The organism is Streptomyces sp. NPDC046379 (assembly GCF_055587785.1).
Map to the genome: position 1 here is coordinate 1 of NZ_JBVJFP010000017.1, position 22,955 is coordinate 22,955.

Here is a 22,955-nt window from a genome sequence, read left to right on the forward strand (position 1 = left end):
TGGCCTGGCTCGCCGGCTGCCGACGTCTCCACCGCCGCTACGAACGCAAAGCCAGCCACTTCCTGGCCTTTACCAGCATCGCCTGCACCCTCATCTGCTACCGACGACTGACCAATTGAGATGACTTGTAAGGCGGAGACGCTGAGTGCCGCAGCGCCTAGGAGCGCGGTGGTGCGCATGTCCTTCTCCTCTGGATTTCGGTGACAAGTGTTGAAACTGTCTTCGCGTCCGGCTTCGTGTGCAAGGCGTGTGCGCTGGCTCATGCGAGTGCGCGCCCACGCACGGGTGTGAATGGCGGTGGTCATATCCGGCCAGGCCGCAACGACTTCGTCCCCGACGGGCTCGTCACCGCTCCCATCGCCAACGCCGCCGCCCCTTCTCCGCCCCAGCGCTCGACACCCCGGGCCTGGCGTCCGAGTGCCCGGCCGCGCTCTGAGGTCCCACGTGACAACAGCACCCCACGGGAAGGCCACGGCGGTGCCCTTGACGGGATCGTGGAAGTGGTTGATCTGGACGCTGCGGCTTCCGTCCTGCACCGCGGCGGGGCCGTGGAACCGGTTCGGGACCATCGGTCTCGTCCGGCCGGCGTTGCTGCCGTCCGCACCGAGACGCACTGCCTCGACGAGGCGCCACCCGCCCACGGACGTCTGCACGTCGGAGGGGTCAACGGCCGGGCCGTCATCGTCCCCACGAATGGCACCGGAGCCTTCCGCCCGCACACGGAGAGGGGGACCAAATCCGCGGGATCACGTCCCCGCCGGACGCGCCAGCGCATCGACGGCTGCGGAGAACAACCCCGGCAGCCGCTGTGCCGCGGGCACCAGCGCCGAGCGGACCGGGGGGATCCTCGTCGCGCCGAGCAGCGCCTGGGTCAGCCAGCGGTGGCGCCGGGTGAGCCGTCGCCACTCCCGCTCGTATGCTGCCGGGTCGTTGTCGACGACTGCTCGCACCGCCGCCGAGGCCTGCGCGAGCGCCAGCGCGATGCCCTCACCGGTCAGCGCGTCGACATAACCGGCCGCATCGCCCACGAGCAGCACCCGGCCGGCGGTGCGTGCGTGCGTGTCCTGGCGGAGCGGTCCCGCCCCGCGCACCGGTCCGCTGGACCCGGCGTCGGCCAGCCGTTCTCGCAACTCGGGGAATACGGCGAGGTGGTCGTCGTACGGTCCGTGGCCGGCGGTGAGCAGCGCGACGCCGACGAGGTCGTCGCTCACCGGGGTCACGTAGGCCTCCGCGTCACGGGCCCAGTGCACCTCGACGCGATCGCTCCAGGGGGCCGACACGTAGTGGCGGCGCAGCCCGTGTCGCCGGTGTGCCCGACGCGGCCGGTGCAGACCCAGGGACCGGCGGATCGGCGAGTGCAGGCCGTCTGCAGCGGCGAGGTGCCCGGCACGGGTGCCGTCGACCACCACACCGCCCTCGTCCTGCTCGACACGGCGCACCGTGCGCTGCTCGACCCGTACGCCGGCGGCCAGCACCGCCTCCCGCAGCGCCGCGTGCAGGACGGTGCGACGCACCCCGCGGCCCGGCCCTGCCCGGAAGTCGGCGCCGATGCGACGCGGCCCGGAGACGTACGCGATACCCCGCAGGTCGTGTCCCGGCGGGTGCACACCGAGCGCTGCCAGGGCGGCGACGGCACCCGGCATGAGACCTTCGCCGCACGCCTTGTCGACGGTACCGGCGCGCTGCTCCCAGACGGCGACCTCAAGGCCTGCCCGAGCCGCGTGCAGTGCCGTGGCGAGACCCGCCGGTCCGCCACCGGCGACGAGAAGATCCATGCGCCCCTCCTCAGACCAGCCGTGCCAGGGCGGCGTTCTCGACGCGGACGCGGGTGGCGAGCAGGAATCCGTTCAGCACGGTGAAGACGATGGCCGTGACCCAGGCCGAGTGCACCAGCGGGAGCGCGAGCCCTTCGACGACGACGGCAAGGTAGTTCGGGTGGGGCAGCCGGCGGTAGGGGCCGCAGGTCACGCGGGCAGCGCCGGGTACGACGATCACCCTGGTGTTCCATCGCCGGCCCAAGGTGGCGATGCACCACCAGCGCAGCGCCTGCGAGGCCGCGACGAGGGCGAGCATGGCCCAGGCGAGACCCGGTACGAGGTCCGGCCGCCGCACCCATACCTCCACGAGCGCGCCGACCAGCAGGCCCGTGTGCAGCACCACCATGAACGGGTAGTGACCCCGCCCGGCCTCCACGCCGCCCTGTGCGAGGCTGCGGACGGCGTTGCGATGGGACACGAACAGTTCGGCGACCCGTTCCAGGCCGACGGCCAGGACCAGGACGGTGAACAAGGCTTCGCCGCTCACCTCTCATCCTCCCGGGACGCGCAGCAGCACGAGTTCGGAGCAGAAGCCCGGACCCAGGGCGAGCATGAGCCCGTGGGAGCCGGGCCGTGGAGGGCGGTCGGCGAGCGTGTCCGCCAGGACGTGCAGCACCGAGGAGGAGGACAGGTTGCCGATCCGGCGCAGTGAGTCCCACGTCACCCCCAGGGCGTCACGCTCGATCCGGAGCACTTCCTGCAGTGCTTCCAACACCTTGGGGCCACCGGGGTGCGCGACGTACCAGCCGATGTCGTCGTCGGTGAGGGCGTGGTCGGCGAGGAAGCCGCGAACGTCGTCGCCGACGTACCGGCGCACCAGGTCGGGGACCGAGGAGTCGAGCACGATCTTGAGTCCGCCGGACCCGACGTCCCAGCCCATCATGCGTTCCGAGTCGGGGTAGAGGCGACTGCGCGAGGCGAGGACCTCGGGGCGGGCGGGGTCGTCGGACCGGGCGAGCGGATGCTGGGAACCGACGGCGACCACCGCCGCGGCGCCGTCCCCGAACAGGCCGCTCGCCACGAGATTGGCGAGCGAGGTGTCCTCGCGCTGGAACGTGAGCGAGCACAACTCGACCGACACCAGCACCGCGACCCCGTCGGGGCGGCCGCGCAGCAGGTCGTTCAGGCGTGCGATGCCGGCCGCGCCGGCGACACAGCCGAGGCCGACCAGGGGCATGCGCACCACGTCGGGGCGCAGCCCGATCTCCGCCGCGATGCGGGCTTCGAGCGGGGGGACGGCCAGGCCGGTCACCGTGCACGACACGATGAAGTCGACGTCGGTCGGCGTGAGGCCGGCCTCCTTGAGCGCGTTGACGACCGCGCGGCCGCCCAGTTCGACGCCTGTCCGGATGAAGGCATCGTTCGACTGGCCGAAGTCCCCGAGGCGGGTGTACTCCTCCAGCGCCAGCACGGTGTGCCGGGTTTCGACGCACGTGTTGCGGTGGAACCGTTCGACGACGCCGCGGTCGACCGTGTCCTCAGCCAGTATGTGGGCGAAGAACTCGGTGATCTCTTCCTGTCGGTAGCGGTGCTCGGGCAGGACACCGCAGACACCGAGGACGCGCATGGTCATGCTGGCTCCTGAGGACGGCCGGTCGGACGGACGGGTGTGAGGAGCGCCCGGCCGAGACCGAACGCGACGGTGGGGGTGAGCCGGCCCCCGGCGAGCCCGAGTTCGACGAGGTCGTCGAAGACGCGCTGGTCGGCGGCTGAGGCCCGCAGCCCGGCCTCGAGGACATCGGCGGTGCGGGCGAGCCGGGCGGCCAGCGCGGTGTGGCGCAGATGGGGCAGCAGGATCGGGCGGGTGACGCGGGCATACCGCTCTCCCGCCCGCTCGGGCCGTCCGTCGCGCAGGGCTGCGGCGGCGGCGCGACCGGCCGCGATACCGGTGGCCACGGCGTAGTGAATGCCCTCGCCGGTCAAGGGGTTCACCAGGCAGGCGGCGTCGCCCGCGAGCAGTACGCGGCCGGCCGGAGGACGCCAGCGTGCCGTCGAGAGCGGAAGGAGGTGCCCGGCCCAGTTCCGTCCCTCCTCGGTTGCACCGGGCAGGAGCGCTTCCAGCCGCTCGAACAGCTGGGCGCGGGTCGGCGCCGGCCGGCCTTCATGGAGGACCTCGCCGTACCCGACGTTCGCATGTCCGTCACCGCGGTCGAAGGACCAGGCGTACGACGGCTGATGGCGGGTGCCAAACTCGATGACCTGTACGCCTCGCCGCCCGGGTGAGACCGGGGCGTAGCCGCGCAGCGCCAGGGCCACCGGACCGCGGGAGCGGCCGAGCGCGCGTCGGACGACGGAGTGGTCGCCGTCGGCGCCGACCACGACCGCGGCGCGGACCTTCCCGTCAAGGACCACCGCATCGGTGTCCTGCCGCAGATCGCGGACCCGGTGCCGCAGGAGGTGGGCGCCCGCGGCGACGGCCGCGTCGACCAGCCGGGCATCGAAGATGCGGCGCGGCACCACCCACGCCGGGCGGGCCGTCCGCCGCTCGACGACCAGGCCGCCCCGGCCGAGGCGGAGGCGCTCGACCGGGACCCGGTCGTCGACGAGACCGGTGACGCGGACCTCGGCGAGGTGGTCGAGGACGTGCGGGGCCACCCCGTCGCCGCAAACTTTGTCCCGCGGGAAGCCCGCCCGGTCCAGCAGGGCGACGCGCAGACTCGCGTCGGCGTGCAGCGCGCCAAGGGCGGCGGCGGCACCGGCCGGCCCGGCGCCGACCACCACGAGGTCCCAGCGACTGGAGGTGGGCGCCATCAGCCGGCCGCCACGAGCAGCACGGCATCGAGCAGGGCGACGGCCACCGCGGCCCGGAAGGGAGCACGGCCGTGAGCGACCGCCGTGAGGACCATGAGGAACGCCATCGGGGCGAGGACCGCCGACGCCCATGCCGGAGGGGACCCGGCGGGACCGAGCACGGCCAGCAGCGAGGCGGCGGCCAGCAGCACGGCGGCCACGGTGCGCGAAGGGCGCTCGCCGATCCGGTGCGGCAGTCCGCGGACATCGGTGCGTTCGTCGTCGGCGAGGTCGGGCAGCGTGTTGAGCAGATGTGCCGCGACACCGAGCGCGGCTCCGGCACCGGTCATCCACAGCGGCGCCCAGGCCGGGGCCGGACCGGCGAGGGTGACGACCGAGGGCAGCGTCCCGAACGCGCTGGCGTACGGCAACCACGACCACCAGGTCGATTTGAGCCCCAGGTTGTAGGCGTGGCCCGCGCCGGCGCCGAGGACGACGTTGACCAGCCCGCTGCGCCAGCCGGCGAGCGCGGACAGCACGATGCAGGCGAGTGCGGCCACGGCCAGGGCGCGCACCACCGCGCCGACGGGGAGGGCTCCGGCGACCAACGGTTTCCCGGTCCGGCAGACGGCACGGTCGCGAGGCAGGTCCCGCAGGTCGTTGCCCCAACCGATCGTGAACTGCCCGGCGAGTACCGCAGCGGTGACGACGGCGGTATCAAGCGGGCCCAGGTCGTTGCGGAGCGCGAGCAGGCCTGCTACGGCGGCGACCGCCAGGGCCGGTCCGCCGTGGGCGGCGGCGAGCAGCGCGACCACGCGCGGCGGTTTGGGAGGCGCCGGTGCTGTGCCGGTGGTCACGGGCGTCGCCGCACAGCGACCGGCCCACGACGGACCGCGTCACCGAGCGCCCCGAGGACGGTGCGTGGGCGCAGCACGGGGGTCCGGCCGGACGCGGCCCCCCTCATGCCCTCGATCACCTCGGCGAGCACCTGCGGGCCGTCCTTGGCCGGGGCCCAGCCGAGCTCCGTGCGCGCACGGGTCGTATCCAGCACCGGCAGCGCGAAGCCCATGTCGAGCCACCCTGTGTCGACCGGTTGCAGGCGCGCGTGCCAGGCGGCCGACATGGCGGCGCGGACCACGGGGGAGGGCACGTGCACCAGCCGGGCGCCGAGCGCGTTGGCGATGACCGCCGCGGTCACGGGCGTGTCGGCGGCGAGGTTGAACGGACCTGCCGCGCGCCGGTGCAGCACCGTGACGATCGCCTCGGCGACGTCGTCGGTGTGAACCATCGGGATGGTCAGCCTCCGGTCCATCGGCAGGACCGGCAGCAGCCCCAGCACCTTGGAGGGGACGAGGGCCGGAACGCCGTACCGCGAAAGAGCGCTGCCGGCGGCGCGCTGCCCACGATTCCCGGCCGAAGGCGGGTGACGAGCGTGCCGGCGTCGGAGGCCTCATACCGGTCGAGGAGACGTTCGGCCGCCGCCTTGTGCCGGCTGTACCGCGAACTGCGCACGCCCCCGGTGGGCCAGGACTCGTTCACCGGACGATCGTCCTTCTTCGGTGAATAGGCGCCGACCGAGGACATGTGGAGCAGGTGCGGGACACCGGTGTCGGCGACGGCCCGGAGCACGCGGCGGGTGCCGCCGACGCCGAGTTCCCTGAGATAGTCGAGATCGTGGGACGGCTGGAAGCCCCACGCCAGGTGGACGACCGCGTCCGCGCCGGTGAACGCCTCGACGAGTGTGCCGTGACAGGCATCGGTGCTGAGGTCCGCCGGGCGCCAGTCGACCCCCCGGCTGTCAGGGCCCTCGGGCAGCCGCCGGGCCAGACCCACGAGGTCGTGCCCGCCCTCGGCACGCAAGCGCCGCACGACGACGGAACCGATGTTCCCGGTCGCCCCGGTGACCACGATGCGCATGCAGGATGCGTTGCCAGTCGTCCCTTCTCTCACACGGGGCACTCCGGCATACGGCGGACATGGGCGTCACCCGGCCGCTGCACTGCGCGTGAGCCTCCTTCGGAGGTGAAGCGACATCGGAGACGACAGCGGCCTCGCCACCGTCGGCCCTTCGCCGCCTACGCCGGTCTGGCACTCGTGACGGGGGTCTCCGGCTCCTCCTTCCGCGGCGAGCACCCCTCGGGGCGCGGCGACAAGCAGCTCGCACGGCCTTCTACCCGCCGCGTTCACCGACCCGTCCGGCAGCGCTCACGTCAGCCCGCTCCTTTCCCGCCCTGGAGCCATGGTTCTGCGGGTTGCCGCGCGGTCTCATCCGTGGGCGATCCCTGACATCCCTCCCTGCACTCTCCTCGCGACCGGACCAGGGAGGGAAGCCGGATGATCGGGCCAGGCGGGTAGGGGTGTCGTCGGGGGACCGGGGCGGGCAGGTGTGGTGCTCGCGCGTCGGCGCTGTGTCGGTCTTGGCGACACCGCACCGGAGGGAGCGGGGAGCGGACGTCGGCCGTCGATGCCGCGGCGGCCGCTGCGCTCAGTCGTCGGTTGCCGGTTGTGAGGTCCCTGGTGAAGGGGTATTCGACCGGGAAGAACCGTCTCCGCCGGTGAGCGGAAGGCGGCTCGCGGGACGAACGCACGCGAAACGGCTGGTATTACTGGGGCATGCAGGAAGAGACCGCACGCTCCGCGATCGACACGTTCATCTCCGCGTTCAACGCCTCCGACGACGGCTATGTGACTGCTCTGCTTGCCCAGGCCCTGACCTCGGACGTGGTTCTCTGGGGGCCGCTGGGCCGCAGCGAAGGGATCGCGGCGGTCGAGCGGTTCGTGCTGGACATCCGGCACCACCCAGCGGGGACCGGCACGATGGTGCGCTGCTCAGCGGTGGACATGCCTGATGAGTGGGCCCGATACCAGTGGGTCTTCACCACGCCCAATGGAGGCCCCCGCCTGGCGGGAACGGACGTCGTCCATCTGCGGCGGAGCCTCATCGACCAGATTATCGTCTTTGCTGGGGAGATCAAGGCGTCCGCATCCTGAGTCACCCTTCTGTTGCTGTCCTCCCGCACTCGCCCCGCTCCGGCGCTCGGACGCCACCGCACATCCAACCGTCGCGACCACCAACACGGTCGCACGCCCAGTCGAGTTCACCGACGTGCACATCCAGCTCGACCTGCAGAGCATGGGCTCAGCAGTGCAGCAGCGTGGGGCTCTGTGACCGGGAGTCGAACTAGCCAGCGGCGCCCGAGTCGACCGGTTGAACGTTCCACGGCACCAGTCTGAGCCGTCCTGGGGCTATCTGAGCCGTCCTGCGGCTAAAGGTGTCACCAGGGCTGGTGCGGGCACTCCGCAAATGCCCTCTTCGGGTACACCGCCGCGCGAAGGGAAACCCAAGGATGATCCAGAGTGCGGATATCCGTGAGTGGCGCACTCACGACGTCCTCGACGCGGCCGGCCACAAGATCGGCACGCTGGAGGCCGTCTACGTGGACACCAGCACTGACGAGCCCGCTATGGCCACCGTCCAGATCGGGCTGCCCACCCGCCGCCGCCTGGTCTTCGTCCCGTTGAACGGCGCGATCGTGGGGCCGGCCTACGTCAGAGTCGACTACGACCGCTCCCTGGTGAAGAAGTGCCCGGCGATCGGCACCGACGATGTGCTGCCCGCCGAGGACGAGGGGGCGGTGTTCACGCACTACGGCCTGCCCTACCAACCCGGCGCGAACGGTGAGCGGCAGCTCGCCCGCCGCTGACCCCTGATGAGGAGGTGCCTTACGGCATGACGTTTTTCCTGACCCTCGTCATCGCGGCAATCGTGCTGGGCATCATCGGCGTCGTCGCCGAAGGACTGTTCTACCTGCTCATCATCGGAATCGTGGTGCTCGTCGCGGCCGTGGTGCACTTGGGCATGCACATTCGGCGCTCCGGCCGGCATCAGCGTAGGGTTCGCTGAGGCTGGACGACGCCCAACCTGTGACCGGGCGGTGCCGACAGCCCGGGCGGCCGGACAGGCTGCCGGCAGGATGGCGTGGCGCGTGTCCCGGGGAAGGCAGTGCCCCCACGCCGGTATATCGAGTGGGCGGCTTGCCGGCATCGTCCACTCCGGTCCGCCCGTGGCCGGGCAGGACACACCCGGCCGCCTTCCAGTGGACTTCCAGCGTGGAGTGGATCAGCGCGTCCAAGTAAAAGCCGGACGGCCTCACGGCGCTGTCGGCCGGGTCGATCCCGGGCACCGGGCACCGGCGATACGGGCATCGCGGGCATGGCCATACCAACGCGCTGGCCCCCGCTTCGGTCACCTTGCGGTATCGCGCCGCTGGGCGCGGTATGACGGAGTGCTTCAGTCGGCCAACAGGCGGGTCCAGCCGGCCGGTGGGGCCAGGAGCGTACGGACGTGAGGCTTGCGGGCGTGCAGCCGCACGTGCCCCCGGTGGCCGTGAAGAATGAGGTGGCCGAGGTGTTCGAGTGCCTTGGCGGCGAAGCCGTTCGCCGGGCACATGCCGTCGCCTTTGCCGAAGGGGAGGTAGGAGCGCCGCTGGTCGTCGGTCGGCTGCTCCCAGCGCGAGGGACGGAAGTCCAGTGGACTGTCCCATACGGCCGCCGACCGGTGGATCGCGTGCGTGCCGATCAGGAGGTGCTCGCCCTCGCGGACCTGGACGCCGGCAACCTCATGGTCGGTGGCGGCCACCCGGACCAGGCGCCACGCGGTCGGGTACAGGCGCAGCGCCTCCCTGACCAGCCGATGGACCTGTTCCTGCCGCACCGCCGGAGTGTCGTAGCCGTGCTGGATGCCGAGCATCACCACCCATTCGAGAGTCACACCGGTGAAGCCGACCGTGGACAGGACGAGACGTTGCAGCAGTTGTGCGCGATCCAGGGGTGACAGTTCGCCGGGCAGGCCGAGTACCAGATCGACCAGGTCCTGCACGCCGCCTTCCGGCGCCGGCAGCCGGCCAAGTTGTTCGGCGAGCCCGGCCCGGACGGCGGGCACCGTGCGGTGCGAGCGTCTCAGCACGTGGCCGACGATGTCGTCGGCGACGACGCTCGACGTCACGTAGGTGTCGACGAGCGCGTTGATCTCGGTATGACGCTGGTGCGCGATGACGGGGGCGAAGTACCGCCGGACCAGCTCGACACCCCAGCGCTGGTGCCGCAGACGGCCGCGGCCCTCACTCACCTCACCGAGGGCGGTGCCGAGGTCGAAGGACGACGCGAGATCGTGCCGGGCCAAAACCCTGAGCAACTCGCGGGAGGCTTCGCTCCGGACCGCCTGGGGGAGGGGTTTTGGTCCCAAGCGGTAGAAGCCGGACTGGGACAGGTAATTGCCGGCCGAGTCGACCAGGACGTCGCGGGCCGCGTCAGCATCGGCCACAAGGAGGGTTCCGAAGCGGAGCCTGAACGGACCGTCGTGGTCCGCGGCCTGTTCCTCCCACCGTCGCAGGTGCGGCCACAGACTCTTCCTGTCCAGGAACATGGGTCAAACACCCATCTGACGAGGGACAGGACGCGCGATGGCTCGGCCGCTCGTCCCATCCCTTGACGGAGGGCACATCAGGCGTTGCGCCCGTACCTGTCGCCGTACTGGTTGCGACGCGTACGCGCCTCACCGCTGAGCCACCGAAGGCTTCTGGTGATCCATGACATCGTGGCTGCCCTCCCTTGCCGGTCGGAGTCTCCGGCTGCCGAGCGTCAGTCCTGCTGCCCGTAGCCGACGAAGTACCCGTGCCACCGTGCACGCATCTCACCGCTGAGCGCCCGAAGGCTGCTGGTCACCCACGACATCGTCATCCTCCTTACCCGTCGACGCTTCAGGGTCCTACGACCCGGTACGGCATTTCGCCGTCTGCTGCCACTCTCGCCGTGCGCGGCCGATTCACGGTGAACCGGCCGATCTCGAGGGCTCGATCAGTCCGTGACGCTACTCCCATGCAGAACCGGATGAACCGCCGGAACCGGCCAAAGACGGTGGTGCGGCCGAGCGGCACAGTGCGCTACGACAGGCCCTCTGCCAGGTCAGCCCCGACCACACGCACAGCGCGAACACTCGCGCCACCGCATGCGTGCCGTCCCTGCAGCGAGTGCCAGAGCCCGGACGTCTGCGCCGGCCCCGCCGCGCCTGAGCCGTATGCACCGTAGTACTCGGGCCCTCGCACTCCTCACTGTGACCTTTTCCGGGCAGGAGGCGCTCATCTGCGCCACCGCGCTCCGGGAGCGACGAGCAACAGCTCGCGAACGACTGAACTCGGCGCCCGCCGCCGCGGAGGCTGCCGCGCAGCCGACGCCGAGTCCTGCGCAACGCCAGCGCATCCGCTTCGCACCACCAGCCACGGCTGCACACTGTGCAGCCGTGGCTGCGACGCTGGCGGGGCCGCTGCCCGGTTCCGGGGCCGCCCCGTGCGGTGTCTGCCGTCAGGTGGCGGAGTCCGGGGTCTTCCCGCGGCGCAGGGCGCGGGCACACCAGCCGATGACCATGGCGTTGATCAGCGCTCCGGCAACGATGGAGAGCAGGAACATCGCGTCGCCCTCGGGCAGGAGCAACAGCAGTACGAGGCTGGACGGGATGGTGGCGAACATCGGGATGACGACTGCCATGGACCCGTCGGAGGCGGCCACCAGCGCCCATCCGAGCAGCAGGGCACAGCCCGTCAGGTAGATGCGGGCGGCGGCAGTACCGAGGACTCGGCGCACATCGCGTAGGACGGGCAGACCTGGGCCGGTCATGGTGAGGGACTCCTGGAGGGTGGTGGCCCTTGGCCGGTGGGCTGTCAGGCGGGGGAGTGGGGCGGGTTGGGGTGGGCCAGGCCGAGGTCGTAGGCGAGGATCGTCGCCTGGACCCGGTCGCGCAGTTCGAGTTTGCGGAGCAATGCGTTGACGTGGGACTTCACTGTGCCGACGGTGATGCCGAGGTGCTGGGCGATTTCGGTGTTGGTGAGCCCCGCGGCGATCAGTCCGAGGACGCCGCGCTCACGGCCGGTCAGGCTGTTCAGTTCGCGTGGGGTGCTGCTGTCCGGCATCCCGGTAGGGGTTCTGGACGCGTAGTGGCCGATGAGTCGGCGGGTGGCGGACGGGGCGAGGACGCTCTCGCCCGCGGCCACCACCCGGATGCCGTGCAGCAGTTCGCCGGGGTGCACGTCCTTGAGGAGGAATCCGGAGGCGCCTGCGCGTAGCGCGTCGAACACGTACGCGTCGAGGTCGAAGGTGGTCAGCACCAGGACACGGGGTGCGTCGGGACGGCCGGTGATGATCCGGGTGGCGGCGATGCCGTCGAGTTCGGGCATGCGGACGTCCATGAGGACCACGTCGGGGGCCAGTTCCCCGGCGAGCCGTACCGCTTCGGCGCCGTCGGCGGCCTCACCGACGACCGTCATGTCCTCCTCGGCGTCGATCACGGCGGCGAACCCCGCTCGTACGATGCCCTGGTCGTCGACGACCAGCACCCTGAGGCTCATCGTTGCCCCTCCTCGTCATCCTGCTGCACAGTCGGCGCCGCGGTCAGCGGCAGCAGGACGCGGACCGGACCCGTCGGGTCGGCGGTGACCGTCCCGCCCGCCACCGCCGCCCGCGTCGACAGCCGTCGGCACAGGACGGAACGCACGGTGTCCGGGACTCCGATCGCCGTGATCGTCAATGCGGTGTCGTCCGCGTCCAGTTCCACGGTCATCGGCTCCTCGCCGCCGGCCGCGAGTACCGTTTCGCAGGCATGGTAGGCAGCCAGGTCCACGACGGTGGGCAGCCGTCTCGGTATCCGGTCGGCCAGGCGTATCTCGACGTCGCGGCCGGTGGCCCGGATCTGACGGCCCAGGAGGTCGAGGGCCTGCAGGGTGGGCCGCGGCCGCAGCGCCGACGTGGTCTCGGCGTCCCGGACCGTGTCGAGCAGGGTGCGCATCGCGGCGAGGGCCTCGCGGGCACGTTCGACGGTTTGGTCGAGCCTGCCCGACTCGGCCTGCGCGACCATGTCGGCGGTCCGCGCCAGCACGGTGGTCTCCAGCCCGGTGGCGATCCGGCGGCGCTCGGCCCAGGCGTCCCGCACCGCCTCCTCGGTCCAGGCCGCGAGCTCTCCGGCCTGCGCACTGCGCGCGGCCCGGCGGTGACGCCCGCGCAGGGTCCCGCCCCACCAGGCCGCGCCGACCAGCAGGGCCGCCAGCCCCGTCGACCCCGCGACGAGCGCCCAGAGAGGGAAGGAGGTGCCCCGGTGCACCAGTGCGGCGGTCGTGGCCGCCGCGTGCACCAGCACGGCCACGACCGGGCCGGCCCCCACGGGCGACAGGAGCGGGCGGCCTTCGGCGACGGGCGGTCCGGTGGCGGCCGTGCGCGCCGCGGCAGAGGCGATCACCGCGCAGGTGGCGGCCGTGCTCAGCAGGGACGGCAGGAGCACCCACCCGGTGTACGCACCCACGGCCGTCGCCATCGGCCAGAGCAGGGCCAGACCCAGGACGACGCCCTGGGCGGCGCGTGGCGCCCGGCGTCGCCACAGCAGTGCGAGCGCCTGTCCTGCGGCCAGCAGCGCGAAGAGCGCGCCTGCCGACGCCCCCGGACCGCTCGACGCGGATGCCGCCCGGACGATCAGTGAGGGCAGCAGCGGTTGCACGGCGAGGCCGACGGCGGCCGTCACCTGTGCCAGGCGGTACTGCCACGGCACCGACCGCTTCACCGAGGCGGCGGCGAGCCGGCCGGGCAGGACCGCGTTCACCTCCCAGCCGCCCTCCGCCGTCGGGCCGCTGGTCAGGGTGCCGCCGGCCTCCCGGGCTCGCGACCGCAGAAAGCTCTGGCCGCGCCCCGAGCCGAGGCCGGCGCCGTGCGCCGGCGAACCGGCCGGCGGTGCGGCGCTGATGACGACGACCTCCGTGCGGGCGTCGCCGTAGCGGCAGGTCACGGTGGTGCGTGCACCGGGTGCGTGCCGTGCCACGTTGGTCAGCGCCTCGCGCACGATGCCGTACGCCGCGTCCCCGAGGGCACCGTCCGGCAGTGCGTCGATCTCGCACTCCACGTGCTGGCCGAGCTGGGAGAAGCCGGCGACCAGAGCCAGCATCCGCTCCCTGGGTGCTGGCTGCTGCTGGTCCGGTGAGGGTGCCGGCGCCCGCACGGCGCCGAGCGCACGGGTGACCTCACGGCCGGTCTCGGCGGCGAACCGGAGAGCCTCGTCGGCCAGTTCGGGGCGGCGGTCGCGCAGCCCGAGTGCCGCACCCGCCGTGACGACCACGGCCGTCAGATGGTGTGCGCTGACGTCGTGCAACTCCCGTTCCATCCGCCTGCGTTCGACCGCCGGGAGCCGGTGACGCTCGATCTCGGCCCGCTTCAACCGCTGTTCGGCGGCCTGCCGCGCGAGCCGGCTGCGCCGTGCCAGCATTCCGGCGGCGGACGCGGCGGTGTACAGCACGGCCGTCAGGACGAGGTCGAGCCCGTCGCGGTCGCTGAGCCCGTGCAGGCTGATGCCGTACAGGGACTGCCAGGAGACGAGCGTCATCACGCACAACAGGGCGGTGAAGGTGTCACGTTCGTCGGCCGCGGTGAACAGGGCCAGAGCCACACCCGCCGTCCCCAGCACCGCCATGGCGCCGACGGGCAGGGGACCGGCGCCCAGCGCACAGGCGGCGACGACCAGGACGAGGGTGGTCACCGGTCTCGAACGGCGCAGCGAGAGCGTGGCCGTCACCAGCCCGGCGACGAGGGCCGCCACGAAAAGGGCGGACCCCGCCGGGACGGTCCCGCGGATCACATCCGTTCCCGGCCACACCACGGCCTGGACGCCGAGCAGCACAGGGGGCAGAAGCCGGTCGTCGGTGTTCTTCATAAGGGATCAAGATTAGGACCGCAGGTGAGCGGCTGTCCTCGGGCTCGGGGCGGACGGTTCTCTCTACCCTGGGGTGCAGACCCTGCACCTGCGGTTCGACGCGGTGATCATCCCGCAGCGTGAGGATCCGGCCGGGCACCCGGCCATAGTCTCGATCACGTCGGGAAAGCAGCCGACCGAACACCGGTCCTTCCACGCTCTCCCGCCCGTCGACACTCCACTCACCAACAGAAGGATCCATCGTGTTCAAGCGCGTTCTGGTCCCGTCCGTCATCGGCGTCGTCGCCCTCGGCGCCATCGCCGCCGGCGGCTACGCCATGGCCTCCACCACCACGCAGCCGACCGTGAAGAACGGCTCCGCCAGCTACACCGCTCCGTCCCAGCAGGGCGAGGGCAAGCTCACGTACACCGCGGACGTGAGCGACGACTCGGGTGTCCGCGAGCTCAGGGTCATCGCGTGGCCGGCCAGTTCCGAACTCGCGCCGACGAAGGCGGAGCTGCGGTACGTGGACAAGGCCACGTGCCACAGCACCTCGGACGAGACCTCCCGCTGCACCTACACGCTGAAGGTGACGCAGCAGGACGCGGCCGATCTCGCGGAAGGCGCATGGCATGTGTCGGTTCTGGCGACGGCGAAGGACGGCGACACCAAGTTCGTGTCCCGCGCGGCCACGCTCGACGTCACCCGCTGACCCGTCACCGGAGCCGGACACCCCGGGGGACCGGCCCTGGTGACGCCCGTCCCCGCTGCCGCGTCGGCTCCGCATCCGAGGGTCGCTGCCACGAGCAGCCCGCCACCCCTTTCCTTCCCGCCGGGCGCCGTCCCCGTCCGTGTGCCGGCACCCCCGCCGCAGTGTCGGGCATCGGGCGGCCTGTCCGTCGGCACCTCGGTACGGGTGCCGCGCGTGGTCCGGTGAGAGGTCCGCGCCCGGCCGGCGGCGCTGTCGCCCGACGCCCGGCGCGTCGCGGAGACAGCGGCCCTGTTCGGCCCGGTCGAGGCGTGGTTCCTGGCTCGCCTGCGAGTTGCCCCTCACCACCGTACCGGTGGGGCTGGAGGACGCCGGCGACAGCGGCTGATGGTGACCCGGCTGCGGGCCGACGGCCCGTCGCCGCCTGCCGCGTACGCCTTTTCCTGCAAACTCGTCCGCGGCACGCTGCTCGCCGACATACCACCCTCCCGTCCTTACGCCGCCCGGACGGCGGTGGCTCGGGTGAAGAGCGGTCGGCGGAGCGGAGGGCCGACCGGGCCCCTTGCCGGTTGCCGCCGCATCACCCAGCAGGGCTGACGTCCGGTAAGGGCTTTCACGTACTCGAGCATCACTTTCTTGCGAGGAGTCCCGCGCGCCGGTTCAGGGGTGGTGGCATCCCAAAAAAGGGTAAAGGCAAGTGATTGCCCACAATTCAGTCGAACTATGTTTTTCCCTCGGAGTCGGGCCCGCCTTGCCGGCCCGACCCGATCAGGGCGACAGCCCGCACACAGAAGGACGTTGAAGATGCGAACCACCCGATCGGCCCAGTCCGCTCGGCTGTTCACCCTGCTCGGTGTCGCGGCCGTGGGCCTGTCCGTCACGGCCGTGACCCTGCCCGGCGATGCCGACGCGGCACCCCGCCACCACCAGAGCCGGCCGACGATCGTGCTGGAGCACGGCGCGTTCGCCGACGCCTCCAGCTGGGACGGTGTCGTCCAGCGCCTGGAGCGCGCCGGTTACCCGGTGGTGGCCGCCGCCAATCCGCTGCGCGGCCCGGCGAACGACGCCGCCTACCTTCGCAGCGTCGTCCAGCACATCGACGGGCCCGTGGTCCTGGTCGGCCACTCCTACGGCGGCACCGTCATCAGCCAGGCCGCCGCAGGACTGGAGGACAAGGTCAAGGCCCTCGTCTACATCGCCGCGTTCCTGCCCGACACCGGCGAGAGCTCGCTCGGACTGACGAACAAGTTTCCCGGCAGCACCCTCGGCAACGTGATCGACCCGGTGAACTACACACTGCCGGACGGCAGCCAGGGCGCCGACGTCTACATCGAGCCGGACAAGTTCCACCGGCAGTTCGCCGCGGACGTGTCGGCCGGCCAGGCCCGGCTCATGGCCGCCGGCCAGCGTCCGATCGCCGCCGCCGCACTCGAGGAGAAGTCCACGAAGGCCGCCTGGAAGACCATCCCCTCCTGGTCCCTGGTCACCACCGAGGACCTCAACATCCCCGTGGCCGCCCAGCGCTTCATGTCGCACCGCGCCCACTCCCGCACCACCGAGATCGACGCATCACACGCGGTGTCCGTCTCCCATCCCGACGCCGTGACCCGCATCGTCGAGACGGCCGCCCGCACGGTCCGCTGACCCCGGACCGCACCCGGCCTCACCTCCCACACCACAACCCGCACAACCCGCACCGAAAGGCAGCCACCACCATGGCGTTCATCACCGTCGGCCAGGAGAACACCACCCCCATCGACCTCTACTACGAGGACCACGGCAGCGGGCAGCCGGTCGTGCTGATCCACGGCTATCCGCTCGACGGCCAGTCCTGGGAGAAGCAGGCCGCAGCCCTGCTGAAGGCCGGCTACCGCGTCATCACCTACGACCGGCGCGGCTTCGGCCGCTCCAGCCGGCCCACCACCGGCTACGACTACGACACCTTCGCAGCCGACTTGAACACCGTCCTGGAGACCCTCGACCTGAACGACGCCGTCCTCGTCGGCTTCTCCATGGGCACCGGCGAAGTCGGCCGCTACCTGGGCACCTACGGCGCGGCCCGGATCGCCAAGGCCGCCTTCCTCGCCTCCCTGGAGCCCTTCCTGCTCAAGACCGACGACAACCCCACGGGCGTCGACGCCGACGTCTTCGAGGGCATCGAGCAGGCCGTCACCACCGACCGCTATGCCTACTTCACCGCCTTCTACCAGGACTTCTACAACCTCGACGAGAACCTCGGCACCCGCATCAGCGAGGAGGCCCTGCGCAACAGCTGGAACGTCGCCGCCGGCGCCTCCTGGTACGCCTCGCTGGCCTGCGTGGCCACCTGGACCACCGACTTCCGCGCCGACATCGCCAAGATCGACGTGCCGGCGCTGATCCTGCACGGCACCGCCGACCGGATCCTGCCGATCGGAGCCACCGGGGAGCTGTTCCACCGGGCGCTCCCGCAGGCCGAGTACGTAGTCGTCGAGGGCGCCCCGCACGGCCTGCTGTGGACCCACGCCCAGGAGGTCACCGACGCCCTGCTCGCCTTCCTGGCCAAGTGACCGGCGCCCGGCGGGCTTTGCTGCCGGGGGGTGAACCACCCTGATCCTCGGAGCCGCCAGGCAGAGCAGCTCTTCGAGACGTGTCAACGACGTCGACAATCACGGAGAGTAGGCACACCACAGTAGTCGGCCAGTACCCCGGTGCTGACAGCGCTGGGGTACTGGCCAGGACAGCATCGGGGTGTTCCTGGTGAAAGGTCCTGGTCATGCCGCAGATGTCCAAGGTCGAGTCGTACGCGGCGATCCGGCGTGGTCACCGTGCCGACATGAAGATGCGCGAGCTTGAGCGCAAGTACAACGGCGTGTCGTGGCGGACGGTGAAGAAGGTTGTGGACTCGGTCTGGCCGATGCCGCAGAAGAAGCTTCCGCCGCGGCCGACTGCGCTGGATCCTGCCAAACCGGTGATCGACGAGATGCTGCGGACGGACCTCGACGCGCCACGCAAGCAGCGCCATACGAGCACGCGGATCTTCCATCGGCTCATCCAGGAGCACGACGCCGTGTGTCCTACCAGATGGTCCGGTGCTACGTCTTCGACCGGGAAGCCGGAGATCCTCGCGACCTCGGGCAAGGCCCCGGTCGAAAGCCTTCGTGCCGCAGACCCGCCTGCCCGGCCATGAGGCGGAGGTCGACTTCAGCGACGTGCCCGTGCGCCTGGCCGGCGAGCCGTCCCGGTTCGGGTGGAGCGCGCGGCCGATGTTCTGCACGATCTCGACCTGCGAGCCGCGGGTGTCGGCGAAGCGGACGGCCTCCTCACCCCGCTCGCCGCAGATGTCGACCCCTTCCCCAGAACGCGGCAGCTGGCCAGGAACGCCCGGTGCACCCGCCGGCCGTCGGCGGCGCCTGCGAACTGCCGCAGCACCTCACGCCGCTTGGCGACGAGGTGGTCGCCGCACAGCCACGCCGACCACACCCGCTCCGGCGGCACCTGCCGCCCGGCCTCCAGCTCGTAGAACCGGGCGCCGATCGACGACGCCGACAACCGGTCCGCGGCCGCCAGAGGGCAAGCCGGGCGATGCGAACGGCCCGTACCGGCGAGCTGCGGACGTCTCAATCGCACGGCACCCCTGAGGGGGGACGCTCTTCTCTGCACCGCTCGAAATCTACTCTCGCCACGATAGACATTCGCTGCTCGGATGGTTATGGTTTCTCTCATCGCCGAGATCGAAGAAAGGCCCGGCAGACACGAACTGCCGGGCCGCAGTACCCGCATGACGGTGCGGTGGTGGAATCCCGAAGCCGGAGTCGCACGGTGGCGACGGGATTGGCTACCGGACCGGGCGGCCCGAAGTGATGAGGGGCCGCCGCGAAGAGGACCGCAGTGACGTGGCCGCAGGACAGATCGGGCGGTCACGTCCCGGCAAGTGATCGGTTCAGGAAGAACGGAGGAGTCGAGCGCCATCAGGATCGCCCGGGCGGCGGAAGCGAGCCCGGGTACCGCAGGACATCGATAGGCAGGTGGTCTCCGGTCACGCATCCGCGATCCCCGCACCCCCGTCGGAGTACCGGGCGGTCGTGCGGAAACAGAAGGCCGGCGCAGCACTAGGGCCGGCAGATGGTTGCAGTTCCTTCGGGGCCTTGGTGCCGTACGGCGCCAAGGCCCCTCCATACGTTCTCCAGAGAGGTGAGATGACAGCAGACGAGGCGCTGAGCCGTCTCGACGACGACGACTACCCCGCCTACACGATGGGCCGGGCCGCAGAACTGCTCGGCACCACTCCCGGCTTCCTGCGCGCCATCGGCGAAGCGCGACTGATCACGCCCTTGCGCTCCAAGGGCGGACACCGCCGCTACTCCCGCTACCAGCTGCGCATCGCGGCCCGCGCACGTGAGCTCGTCGACCAGGGCATGCCGATCGAAGCCGCATGCCGCATCGTCATCCTCGAAGACCAGCTCGAAGAAGCCAAGCGTCTCAACGCCGCATACCGCCGCACCGGCTCCCCGCTCCACCCGCCAACCGCGGCCTGAGACTGCGTCGTGAGCACGAGGCGGCCTGCCGCGGCACGGTGCGCGGCCGGGCGGGACAACGTTCTCGTCCAGATGTTCACGTGGGAGCCAGACGTTCATGTGGGAGTCCCACCGCAGCGCGCACAGCACCTGAACCGTAACCGCGGTTTTCCGGGCCGGGGAGGAGCGACCGTCCCCGGCCCGGTCCACGACGGTGGCCGCCTCAGCGGTACGTAGGGACCCAGCCAACGGAGCCCGGCTCACGGGTTTCCACAGGCGCCGCCGACCGGTCGACCGGCAACTGCCGGACTGGACCACCAGCTGACCCCGTGCGGGGCTCCTCGTACTCCAGCAAGAACGGGGCACGGGAGAGCGGCCGCTGATGCCGTTCGAGCGCGCGCGTCGTTGCTTCTCGCAGATGACGGTTCGCGCCGGACTGGCGCGTTCCCCCGGACGGCTCTGTCGTCAAGCTCGGGCCGACCTCACCGACGGACACCTGCCGGCTCAGCCACCTCTCTGTCCGCCCGCGGCGCGGCGCCTGAGCCGGGCCCGAACCCCTTGACGATCAGCCACCCGGCCAGCCCCAGCTCCCACGCGAACACCGGGAGTGCGGCGGCCGCTCCCGCCACGGAGAGCTGCGCGTAGGTCCCGAACATCACGGCGACGGCCGAGGCGCAGATCAGCGGCCCGCCGACCAGGCCGAGCAGGGCGATGAAGCGCGGCACGAGCCGTGTGCGGTACGCAAGGTAGGCAAGCAGGACGCTGTTCAGGCCGAGGGCGATGTTGGGCCCGAGCAGGAACGTCCAGTCGTGTACGGCCACCAGCGCGATGTCGGCGCCTGCCGCCGCCTCCGTGTCCCGCCGCAGGGTGACGAGCGCCAGGACGGCGACGATCCCGAGAGCGATGACGGCGGCTTCCAGCAGCCGCCCGAAGGCGTAGCCGAGCGCGAGCCCTTCGCCGTGGCGCCGCAGGACGGGGAACAGTGCCGCCCCGGTACCGGCCACCGCCACCACCAGCACCACCTCGCAGAGCACCCCGAGCAGCGCCCGCGTGTCGGCGCCCTGCGCGAGCCGGCCGTCCGCCGCTTCGAGCAGGGGGCGGTACAAAACGGCCCCGACTATCGCGGCGGCTTCGGTCAACAGGAACAGCGACCCGGTGGCCACCGCGGTTCTCCGGTCCGGACTCATCTTCTCGGTACCTCTCGCTCGGTGGCGGTGTACGCCGTACACCTGGCGGTGAGCATAGGTGTACGGCGTACACTCGTCAAGGAGAGGGCGCCGTCAAGGAGGGAAGGGGCCTAACCGGAATGACCCGGCAGAAAGCCACGCACACGCATCGGACCCCCCTGAACAGGGACCGCGTCCTGCGCGCCGCCGTCGCGCTCGCCGACGCCACCGGCATCGACGCGCTCAGCATGCGCAGGCTCGCGCAGGAGCTGGACGTCGTACCGATGGCCCTCTACAAGCACGTGGCCAACAAGGAGGAGCTGCTCGACGGCATGGTCGACACAGTGGTCGGCGAGATCGACCCGCCGGCTGCAGGCCCCGACTGGCAGAGCGCGGTCCGCGGGCGGATCCTCTCGGCCCGGCGGGTCCTGCTGCGCCACCCCTGGGCGGCCCGGGTCATCGAGTCGCGGACCGGCCCCACCCCGGCCGTGCTGGCGTATCTGGACTCCATGGCCGGGAGCTTCCGGGACGGCGGCCTCTCCGCCGATCTCACGCACCACGTCATGCACGCGATGGGCAGCCGCCTGCTCGGCTTCAGCCAGGAACTGTTCGACACCTCGGGCCCCTCCGGCCCGCCGAACCCCGAACTGGCGGCACGCTACCCGCACATCGCGGAGCTGGCCGCGACGGCCGCACACGACGAGGGCTCCTCGGTCGGGGGCGGCTGTGACGACCAGTTCGAGTTCGAATTCGCCCTCGACCTCCTCCTGGACGGCTTCGAAAGCCTCCGCCGCCAAGGCTGGACGTCCGCACGGAAGGCGTAGCGGTGCAGAGGGCTCATCCGGCGTCGAAGGGGACAGGGACGCCCAGGCGGCGGTACTTGTCGAAGTCGTGCCCCGGTCGGCGTACAGACGCCGGGGCTTGCGGCGGGGGCGTCCACGCAGGTCCCGGATCGGCGGGACGGCGTCCAGCAGTAGCAGGAGCCGGGTGACGTTGTAGCGGTTGCCGCCGGTGAGTGTGACGGCGAACGGGGTTCCGTGGCGGTCGACGATCAGGTGGTGCCCGCCCCGGCTCCGTTGAGGGCATCCCGTGCGTTCGTGCCGTCGGCGCAGGAGGGCGAGCGGCTGCGTCAGCCCCTGGGGCTGATGAGGAGGACGTGGCTGCCCACGGAAGGTGCGCCGGACAACGGAGTCGGGCTGGGAGTCGGTGAAGAAGACGGTCGAGCCGCCACGCCTTGCTGGGAAGGCGGTCCTCCCTCTGCGGTGCGGGTCAGCGCTGCGATTCGGATTCCGCTGCGGACAACCTCTCCGGTGCCACGCCCTCCGCGACGTTCAGCTCCTGGGTCCCTACGACGGACAGCAGTTCCAGCTGCTCGGCTCCCGGGCTTCCGGGCGGGGCGGTGAACCACAGCAGGCGTTGCCGTCCGTCCTCGCTTAGGAGGTTGTAGCAGTCGAGTTCGATGACGCCGAGCATGGGGTGGATGATCTTCTTGTGGTCCATGCGGCGCACCGCGACGTCGTGGGTGTCCCAGAGGGCTGCGAACTCATGGCTGCGGCGGCGTAGCACGGCGACCATCTTCGTGACCTCCTCGTCCCGGCCGCGTCGGGCGGCCGCTGCTTGGAGGTCGGCCACGAATACCCGGGAGTGCTGGGGGTGGTCCTCGGGCGGGTAGATCTCGCGCGCCTGCGGGTCGGTGAACCAGCGGTACACGAAGCTCGCCGCCGGGCCGCGGCGTGCCGGGGACTTGCCGAGCAGGGTCAGGGCCAGGTCGTTTTCCACCAAGGTTTCGTGCAGGTCGGTGATGACGCGTGCGGGAGTGTTGGACAGCCGGTCCAGGAGTCCGAGGAGGGCGGGCTGCACGTGCGCCGATGGTCCGCGGACGGACGGAGGGATCGGCCGTTCGGCCAGGTGAAACAGGTGGTCGCGCTCGTCGCCGTTCAGGCGCAGGGCTCGGGCGAGGGCGGACAGGGTCTGGGCCGACGGCTGCACCCTGTTCTTCGTGCTGCCGCGTTCCAGCTCGGTGTAGTAGTCGGCTGACAACCCCGCCAGCTGCGCGACTTCCTCGCGGCGCAGCCCGGGGACGCGCCGGCGCGGGCCGTGGGGGAGACCGACCTCGGCGGGACGGATGCGGTCGCGGCGTGTCCTGAGGAAGGCACCGAGTTCTGAAAGGTTCACCCCTCCATGGTTGCTCGTACACCAGTGCACAGCCAGGGGGTGGCATCCCCTGGGTGGACGCAGCCCTGGCTGGGGAGGGGGAGGGCGGCCGATCGTGGAGGACGCAGCAGGGCGACGGCAAGGCCGCGGCCCGACCCCCA

Annotated in this window: 22 protein-coding genes and 3 pseudogenes; 10 read left to right on the plus strand and 15 right to left on the minus strand. The window is 71.4% G+C overall.

Going from position 1 to position 22,955, the window contains the following annotated elements:
* Positions 1–119, plus strand: a pseudogene (locus tag ACZ6KF_RS26540) (IS5/IS1182 family transposase); the annotation flags it as partial.
* A gap of 627 nt (positions 120–746) precedes the next feature.
* Here the strand turns inward: ACZ6KF_RS26540 and ACZ6KF_RS26545 are convergent.
* From ACZ6KF_RS26545 to ACZ6KF_RS26575, 7 genes are read right to left on the minus strand one after another with little or no spacing between them, the layout of a single operon-like run.
* Positions 747–1,775: an NAD(P)/FAD-dependent oxidoreductase gene (locus ACZ6KF_RS26545; RefSeq protein ID WP_469240636.1), complete on the minus strand. Its 1,029-nt coding sequence runs from the start codon at positions 1,773–1,775 to the stop codon at positions 747–749.
* Positions 1,776–1,785: 10 nt separating this feature from the next.
* Positions 1,786–2,304, minus strand: coding sequence for an isoprenylcysteine carboxyl methyltransferase family protein (locus tag ACZ6KF_RS26550; RefSeq protein WP_469240638.1), 519 nt, complete (start codon positions 2,302–2,304; stop codon positions 1,786–1,788).
* Between the two features lie 3 nt (positions 2,305–2,307).
* Positions 2,308–3,390: a type III polyketide synthase gene (locus tag ACZ6KF_RS26555; RefSeq protein WP_469240639.1), complete on the minus strand. Its 1,083-nt coding sequence runs from the start codon at positions 3,388–3,390 to the stop codon at positions 2,308–2,310.
* Positions 3,387–4,568: an NAD(P)/FAD-dependent oxidoreductase gene (locus tag ACZ6KF_RS26560; RefSeq protein WP_469240641.1), complete on the minus strand. Its 1,182-nt coding sequence runs from the start codon at positions 4,566–4,568 to the stop codon at positions 3,387–3,389. The genes ACZ6KF_RS26555 and ACZ6KF_RS26560 overlap by 4 nt, the downstream gene beginning before the upstream one ends.
* Entirely contained in the window at positions 4,568–5,404 is an 837-nt protein-coding gene (locus ACZ6KF_RS26565; protein WP_469240642.1) for a UbiA family prenyltransferase, read from the minus strand. The genes ACZ6KF_RS26560 and ACZ6KF_RS26565 overlap by 1 nt, the downstream gene beginning before the upstream one ends.
* Positions 5,401–5,835 carry a hypothetical protein gene (locus tag ACZ6KF_RS26570; protein ID WP_469240644.1) on the minus strand — a complete coding sequence of 145 codons (435 nt, stop codon included), beginning with the start codon at positions 5,833–5,835 and terminating at the stop codon, positions 5,401–5,403. The genes ACZ6KF_RS26565 and ACZ6KF_RS26570 overlap by 4 nt, the downstream gene beginning before the upstream one ends.
* Positions 5,836–5,843: 8 nt before the next feature.
* Positions 5,844–6,464 (minus strand): NAD-dependent epimerase/dehydratase family protein, encoded by a 621-nt coding sequence (locus ACZ6KF_RS26575; RefSeq protein ID WP_469240647.1) that lies wholly within the window; start codon positions 6,462–6,464, stop codon positions 5,844–5,846.
* A 696-nt stretch (positions 6,465–7,160) separates the two neighbouring features.
* Between ACZ6KF_RS26575 and ACZ6KF_RS26580 the strand changes: the two genes are divergently transcribed.
* From ACZ6KF_RS26580 to ACZ6KF_RS26590, 3 genes are all read left to right on the plus strand, one after another.
* Positions 7,161–7,538, plus strand: a complete 378-nt coding sequence (locus tag ACZ6KF_RS26580; protein ID WP_469240649.1) for a nuclear transport factor 2 family protein — start codon at positions 7,161–7,163, stop codon at positions 7,536–7,538.
* Positions 7,539–7,894: 356 nt separating this feature from the next.
* Positions 7,895–8,251, plus strand: coding sequence for a PRC-barrel domain-containing protein (locus tag ACZ6KF_RS26585; protein ID WP_356634778.1), 357 nt, complete (start codon positions 7,895–7,897; stop codon positions 8,249–8,251).
* Between the two features lie 26 nt (positions 8,252–8,277).
* Complete coding sequence (locus tag ACZ6KF_RS26590) at positions 8,278–8,451, plus strand: hypothetical protein (RefSeq protein WP_469160716.1); 174 nt, start codon at positions 8,278–8,280, stop codon at positions 8,449–8,451.
* Between the two features lie 387 nt (positions 8,452–8,838).
* Here the strand turns inward: ACZ6KF_RS26590 and ACZ6KF_RS26595 are convergent, their stop codons facing one another.
* The 4 genes from ACZ6KF_RS26595 to ACZ6KF_RS26610 all read right to left on the minus strand — a co-directional run bounded on the left by ACZ6KF_RS26595 (position 8,839) and on the right by ACZ6KF_RS26610 (position 14,289).
* Entirely contained in the window at positions 8,839–9,870 is a 1,032-nt protein-coding gene (locus tag ACZ6KF_RS26595; RefSeq protein ID WP_469178565.1) for a cytochrome P450, read from the minus strand.
* A gap of 1,037 nt (positions 9,871–10,907) precedes the next feature.
* Positions 10,908–11,219 (minus strand): SCO4225 family membrane protein, encoded by a 312-nt coding sequence (locus tag ACZ6KF_RS26600; protein ID WP_469160718.1) that lies wholly within the window; start codon positions 11,217–11,219, stop codon positions 10,908–10,910.
* Positions 11,220–11,263: 44 nt separating this feature from the next.
* Positions 11,264–11,947: a response regulator transcription factor gene (locus tag ACZ6KF_RS26605; protein ID WP_356634748.1), complete on the minus strand. Its 684-nt coding sequence runs from the start codon at positions 11,945–11,947 to the stop codon at positions 11,264–11,266.
* Complete coding sequence (locus ACZ6KF_RS26610) at positions 11,944–14,289, minus strand: sensor histidine kinase (protein ID WP_469240651.1); 2,346 nt, start codon at positions 14,287–14,289, stop codon at positions 11,944–11,946. The genes ACZ6KF_RS26605 and ACZ6KF_RS26610 overlap by 4 nt, the downstream gene beginning before the upstream one ends.
* A 242-nt stretch (positions 14,290–14,531) precedes the next feature.
* Here ACZ6KF_RS26610 and ACZ6KF_RS26615 point away from each other — a divergent pair, with 242 nt between their 5' ends.
* From ACZ6KF_RS26615 to ACZ6KF_RS26630, 4 genes are all read left to right on the plus strand, one after another.
* Positions 14,532–14,981 (plus strand): DUF5707 domain-containing protein, encoded by a 450-nt coding sequence (locus ACZ6KF_RS26615; RefSeq protein ID WP_469178561.1) that lies wholly within the window; start codon positions 14,532–14,534, stop codon positions 14,979–14,981.
* Between the two features lie 801 nt (positions 14,982–15,782).
* Complete coding sequence (locus tag ACZ6KF_RS26620; protein WP_469240653.1) at positions 15,783–16,622, plus strand: alpha/beta fold hydrolase; 840 nt, start codon at positions 15,783–15,785, stop codon at positions 16,620–16,622.
* A gap of 71 nt (positions 16,623–16,693) precedes the next feature.
* Positions 16,694–17,527 (plus strand): alpha/beta fold hydrolase, encoded by an 834-nt coding sequence (locus ACZ6KF_RS26625; protein WP_469240655.1) that lies wholly within the window; start codon positions 16,694–16,696, stop codon positions 17,525–17,527.
* Positions 17,528–17,733: 206 nt separating this feature from the next.
* The gene (locus ACZ6KF_RS26630) at positions 17,734–18,147 is read left to right on the plus strand and encodes a hypothetical protein (protein WP_469240803.1); all 414 of its coding nucleotides are present in this window, start codon (positions 17,734–17,736) and stop codon (positions 18,145–18,147) included.
* Between the two features lie 42 nt (positions 18,148–18,189).
* Here the strand turns inward: ACZ6KF_RS26630 and ACZ6KF_RS26635 are convergent.
* Positions 18,190–18,527 (minus strand): annotated as a pseudogene (locus ACZ6KF_RS26635) (DEAD/DEAH box helicase); the annotation flags it as partial.
* A 629-nt stretch (positions 18,528–19,156) separates the two neighbouring features.
* Here ACZ6KF_RS26635 and ACZ6KF_RS26640 point away from each other — a divergent pair.
* Positions 19,157–19,495, plus strand: a complete 339-nt coding sequence (locus ACZ6KF_RS26640; protein WP_356634737.1) for a helix-turn-helix domain-containing protein — start codon at positions 19,157–19,159, stop codon at positions 19,493–19,495.
* Positions 19,496–19,956: 461 nt separating this feature from the next.
* Here ACZ6KF_RS26640 and ACZ6KF_RS26645 read toward each other — a convergent pair whose 3' ends face one another.
* A complete protein-coding gene (locus tag ACZ6KF_RS26645; protein ID WP_469240657.1) occupies positions 19,957–20,661 on the minus strand; it encodes a DUF4386 domain-containing protein in 705 nt (234 codons plus the stop codon).
* A 119-nt stretch (positions 20,662–20,780) separates the two neighbouring features.
* Between ACZ6KF_RS26645 and ACZ6KF_RS26650 the strand changes: the two genes are divergently transcribed.
* A complete protein-coding gene (locus tag ACZ6KF_RS26650; protein WP_469160724.1) occupies positions 20,781–21,464 on the plus strand; it encodes a TetR/AcrR family transcriptional regulator C-terminal domain-containing protein in 684 nt (227 codons plus the stop codon).
* A 46-nt stretch (positions 21,465–21,510) separates the two neighbouring features.
* On the opposite strand, the pseudogene ACZ6KF_RS26655 reads toward ACZ6KF_RS26650, so the two are convergent.
* Together ACZ6KF_RS26655 and ACZ6KF_RS26660 are read right to left on the minus strand one after the other, a co-directional pair.
* Positions 21,511–21,716: pseudogene (locus ACZ6KF_RS26655) on the minus strand (IS5/IS1182 family transposase); the annotation flags it as partial.
* Positions 21,717–21,909: 193 nt separating this feature from the next.
* Positions 21,910–22,815, minus strand: coding sequence for a helix-turn-helix transcriptional regulator (locus tag ACZ6KF_RS26660; RefSeq protein ID WP_469178553.1), 906 nt, complete (start codon positions 22,813–22,815; stop codon positions 21,910–21,912).
* Positions 22,816–22,955 lie beyond the last annotated feature (140 nt).

What these genes read in the sequence shown, in the direction of transcription:
- ACZ6KF_RS26600 (WP_469160718.1), bottom strand. Translation starts at nt 11,219, where the DNA reads ATGACCGGCCCAGGTCTGCCCGTCCTACGCGATGTGCGCCGAGTCCTC.
- ACZ6KF_RS26585 (WP_356634778.1), top strand. Translation starts at nt 7,895, where the DNA reads ATGATCCAGAGTGCGGATATCCGTGAGTGGCGCACTCACGACGTCCTC.
- ACZ6KF_RS26575 (WP_469240647.1), bottom strand. Translation starts at nt 6,464, where the DNA reads ATGCGCATCGTGGTCACCGGGGCGACCGGGAACATCGGTTCCGTCGTC.
- ACZ6KF_RS26605 (WP_356634748.1), bottom strand. Translation starts at nt 11,947, where the DNA reads ATGAGCCTCAGGGTGCTGGTCGTCGACGACCAGGGCATCGTACGAGCG.
- ACZ6KF_RS26580 (WP_469240649.1), top strand. Translation starts at nt 7,161, where the DNA reads ATGCAGGAAGAGACCGCACGCTCCGCGATCGACACGTTCATCTCCGCG.
- ACZ6KF_RS26560 (WP_469240641.1), bottom strand. Translation starts at nt 4,568, where the DNA reads ATGGCGCCCACCTCCAGTCGCTGGGACCTCGTGGTGGTCGGCGCCGGG.
- ACZ6KF_RS26620 (WP_469240653.1), top strand. Translation starts at nt 15,783, where the DNA reads ATGCGAACCACCCGATCGGCCCAGTCCGCTCGGCTGTTCACCCTGCTC.
- ACZ6KF_RS26645 (WP_469240657.1), bottom strand. Translation starts at nt 20,661, where the DNA reads ATGAGTCCGGACCGGAGAACCGCGGTGGCCACCGGGTCGCTGTTCCTG.
- ACZ6KF_RS26590 (WP_469160716.1), top strand. Translation starts at nt 8,278, where the DNA reads ATGACGTTTTTCCTGACCCTCGTCATCGCGGCAATCGTGCTGGGCATC.
- ACZ6KF_RS26625 (WP_469240655.1), top strand. Translation starts at nt 16,694, where the DNA reads ATGGCGTTCATCACCGTCGGCCAGGAGAACACCACCCCCATCGACCTC.
- ACZ6KF_RS26570 (WP_469240644.1), bottom strand. Translation starts at nt 5,835, where the DNA reads ATGGTTCACACCGACGACGTCGCCGAGGCGATCGTCACGGTGCTGCAC.
- ACZ6KF_RS26555 (WP_469240639.1), bottom strand. Translation starts at nt 3,390, where the DNA reads ATGACCATGCGCGTCCTCGGTGTCTGCGGTGTCCTGCCCGAGCACCGC.
- ACZ6KF_RS26640 (WP_356634737.1), top strand. Translation starts at nt 19,157, where the DNA reads ATGACAGCAGACGAGGCGCTGAGCCGTCTCGACGACGACGACTACCCC.
- ACZ6KF_RS26650 (WP_469160724.1), top strand. Translation starts at nt 20,781, where the DNA reads ATGACCCGGCAGAAAGCCACGCACACGCATCGGACCCCCCTGAACAGG.
- ACZ6KF_RS26545 (WP_469240636.1), bottom strand. Translation starts at nt 1,775, where the DNA reads ATGGATCTTCTCGTCGCCGGTGGCGGACCGGCGGGTCTCGCCACGGCA.
- ACZ6KF_RS26610 (WP_469240651.1), bottom strand. Translation starts at nt 14,289, where the DNA reads ATGAAGAACACCGACGACCGGCTTCTGCCCCCTGTGCTGCTCGGCGTC.
- ACZ6KF_RS26630 (WP_469240803.1), top strand. Translation starts at nt 17,734, where the DNA reads ATGCCGCAGATGTCCAAGGTCGAGTCGTACGCGGCGATCCGGCGTGGT.